The organism is Mesorhizobium sp. M7A.F.Ca.AU.001.01.1.1 (genome assembly GCF_004022735.1).
In the GTDB taxonomy this organism is placed as follows: Bacteria; Pseudomonadota; Alphaproteobacteria; order Rhizobiales; family Rhizobiaceae; genus Mesorhizobium; species Mesorhizobium ciceri.
In genome coordinates, this window is sequence record NZ_RZPF01000722.1 from 1 (window position 1) to 3,277 (window position 3,277).

Annotated in this window: 4 protein-coding genes; 2 read left to right on the forward strand and 2 right to left on the reverse strand. The window is 57.0% G+C overall.

The genetic code is table 11. The features are described 5' to 3' along the window. The first annotated feature begins 465 nt into the window (after nucleotides 1-465). Entirely contained in the window at nucleotides 466-1,161 is a 696-nt protein-coding gene (gene ctrA, locus EN884_RS30540) for a cell cycle two-component system response regulator CtrA (protein ID WP_006203583.1), read from the forward strand. A gap of 104 nt (nucleotides 1,162-1,265) precedes the next feature. Here the strand turns inward: ctrA and EN884_RS30545 are convergent, their stop codons facing one another. Further along, the gene (locus EN884_RS30545) at nucleotides 1,266-1,670 is read right to left on the reverse strand and encodes a response regulator (RefSeq protein ID WP_024504503.1); all 405 of its coding nucleotides are present in this window, start codon (nucleotides 1,668-1,670) and stop codon (nucleotides 1,266-1,268) included. Between the two features lie 238 nt (nucleotides 1,671-1,908). Beyond that, nucleotides 1,909-2,538, reverse strand: a complete 630-nt coding sequence (locus EN884_RS30550) for a histidine phosphotransferase family protein (RefSeq protein WP_024504504.1) — start codon at nucleotides 2,536-2,538, stop codon at nucleotides 1,909-1,911. A gap of 391 nt (nucleotides 2,539-2,929) precedes the next feature. Between EN884_RS30550 and EN884_RS30555 the strand changes: the two genes are divergently transcribed. Further along, the coding region (locus tag EN884_RS30555; protein ID WP_245492010.1) for an EipA family protein at nucleotides 2,930-3,277 on the forward strand (348 nt) is incomplete at its 3' end.

Below are 3,277 nucleotides of genomic sequence, written 5' to 3' on the forward strand. Positions count from 1 at the left end.
CACGTGACTTCATGATTCGGTACTCCCGGAAACGCACACCCGCACTTATCGTCCAAACCACCTGGAAACGCCCAGGCCGCACCCGTGTCCACCGGCTTTCCCCCAACTATGGGAAACAAAACCCTAAAGTTTTTTGCCGGCGGTAACCATTCGTTTACGGGCATTGTTAATCATACGGGTCAGGACTTAAGGCCGGGTAAAAATTCCGGCCACCGATGCGGAAGCGACGTCGATGAGTCCCTGGAGTCGCTTAGTCCAGGTTGTTAATGTGTTGCATTAGGAATTTGGTTCTGAGATTCGTTATTAGATTCAAGAGGGTGTAGAAAGAGGTTAAAAAATCTGGTACCGTCATGGACGGGAAATTAGGATTTGTTAACCATTCAATGGCAGCCTCTGCACAAGGCAACCACTGCTCCGGGTCCGGACGGGTCGTGAAATGGTCCGGCAGCAGAAAAGGGGAATAAAATGCGTGTTCTGCTGATAGAAGATGACAGTGCAACCGCACAAAGCATCGAACTGATGCTGAAATCGGAAAGTTTCAACGTCTACACGACCGATCTCGGTGAAGAGGGCGTCGATCTAGGCAAGCTCTACGACTACGATATCATTCTTCTCGACCTCAACCTGCCTGACATGTCAGGCTACGAGGTCTTGAGAACGCTTCGCCTTTCCAAGGTCAAAACACCTATTCTCATCCTCTCCGGCATGGCCGGCATCGAGGACAAGGTGCGCGGCCTCGGCTTCGGCGCAGACGACTACATGACCAAGCCATTCCACAAGGACGAGCTGGTTGCCCGCATTCATGCCATCGTGCGGCGTTCCAAGGGCCACGCCCAGTCGGTCATCACCACCGGCGACCTGGTGGTCAACCTCGATGCCAAGACAGTCGAAGTCGGCGGCCAGCGCGTGCACCTGACCGGCAAGGAATACCAGATGCTGGAGTTGCTCTCGCTACGCAAGGGCACCACGTTGACCAAGGAAATGTTCCTCAACCACCTCTATGGCGGCATGGACGAGCCTGAGCTGAAAATCATCGACGTCTTCATCTGCAAGCTGCGCAAAAAGCTCGACGCGGCATCGGGCGGTCAGAACTACATCGAAACGGTCTGGGGTCGCGGCTATGTGCTGCGCGAACCGGAAGACATTCGCGTCAGCGCCTGAGCGACGAATCGTTCGAATCTTTTCAATAAAAAACCCGGCTTCGGCCGGGTTTTTGCATGATGGGCTGGTAACGGTCTGCTTCTGGGCTTCCGAGCAGAAGACCGTCACGCACTTTTTCTGGAGTTGCTCAAGGATGCCGAATCAGGTGCGCTCTTCAAGGTGCGAAAGCGCTCGAGCAACTGCGGGCGGTTGAACGGCTTCAAGAGATAGCCCTGGGCGCCGGCTCGCTTGGCCCGCATGATCGAAGCAATATCGAGCTCGACCAGGGAAATCAGGATCTGCGGCCTTATCGGGCTCTCCATGGCGCGGACGCGACGGATGAGATCGACCGCCGGTACGTCGGGCAAGGCGCCATCGACGACGATGATGTCGGGCATGTCGGCGGCGCACATCTCCAGCGCGTCAAGTCCGCTGGCGGCCTCGATGACAATCATTTCGGAGCCGCCCAGGATGCGTTTTGCAACCTTCCTGATAACGCTTGAATCGTCGACGAACATGCAGCGTTTCATTTCCGGGTCCTCTTTGCCTTCTGGCAGTCCGGTAGCGTCGGGGGCATCCAGGACGCACCATAGGCCAATCTGGTAAAGAAGCCGAAAAGGCGTTAGGTAAAATTTTTATAAAGATGGGCAGGTGCCTACTTTTATTCACGAATGCTTTGGCGCCGCCTGAACGACCAGACGCATCTCAAGTCGATGAGCTGGAATTACAGCTTTAAATGAAAAAATACTTCGCTTTATCGGCTGCGCATCAGGCCGCCGAAAGCACGATTTCTTCCGGCGTCGCGTGGATCGATATCGTCATGCCGGCCTCGCGCGCCAGAAGCAGCGTGTAATAGGGCTGCACGGAATGCGCGTCGATCGGCTCCTCCGGCTTGTGGCCGGAATGCAGTTCGAGGAATTTCGGCGGCACCCGCAGCATCGGGCCAGCCGACGCAAGCGCGAAACGCGGTTCGGTCTCAAGGTTTTCCAGCGTCACGGAAAGCTTGCCGCCGCGCGGAATGGCGGCATTGGCGACGAGGATCAGGTTGAGCAGCAGCTTGACCTTGTTCTTGGGCAGCAACGCGCGGGGCCCGTTCCAGGTCAGTTCCGGCTTTTCGTTCTTGAGGAAGGCGATGGCGACCGCTTCGGCATCGCCGGTATCGATCAACATACCGGCCGAACCGGCGGCACCGAAGGCGATGCGGGCGAACTGAAGGCGGGCCGAAGCGTTGCGGGCGCTCTGACGGATCAGCTTCATGGCGTCCTCATCGGCGCCGCCTTCATCAAGCAATTCGAGCCCGTTGTTGATCGCGCCGACCGGCGAGATGATATCGTGGCAGACCCGGCTGCACAAAAGCGCTGCCAGATCGGGTGCGGAAAGGGTGAACAGATCGGCCATCGGCGAAAAATCCCTGCAAAATCTCACAACTCATGGCCGGGCGATCGATCGTCGCCTGCCACACGAATCACGCACTCTCTCCTCAGGCTTTCTGAATACACAGCGCCCGTGCGTGCAGCAACAAATCCAAATTGTGGTTGTGGCAAATGGCGTGTTCACGCAGGCTGCCGACCCCAATTGAGCGACCCCAAACAGCCTTCGAACCGCCATGTTCATGTGGGAGCTTAATGGTTGAAAAAGGATTACGGCATAATTTGCCCCTAACAGTTACCCTTAACGGCCGGCTAAAAGAGCCGTACGGGGTGCGAGGCGTCGGCGAAGGTGCTCCCTGACGGAGATTGGAAGCATGTTTTCCCGATACTACGACCGGAGCTTTCTCCGTGTCTTCTCAATGGCGGTCACGCTCCTGGGCGTTCTCGTCTTCTCGACTTCAGCCCTGCGGGCCCAGGAATACACCGCTCAGGAGATTGTCGATTCCGGTCACAAATTTTTTGGCGCCACATCGGGCGGACTCGCCACGGTGATCGAGAAGATTTTTGCCTCCTACGGCCTGCCCAACGGCTATCTGCTGGGCGAAGAGGGTTCTGGTGCGCTGATCGGTGGCCTGACCTATGGCGAAGGCACGCTCTACACCAAGAATGCCGGCGACCACAAAGTGTTCTGGCAAGGCCCGTCGCTCGGCTGGGATTTCGGCGGCGAGGGGTCGCGGGTGATGATGCTGGTCTACAATCTCGATGAT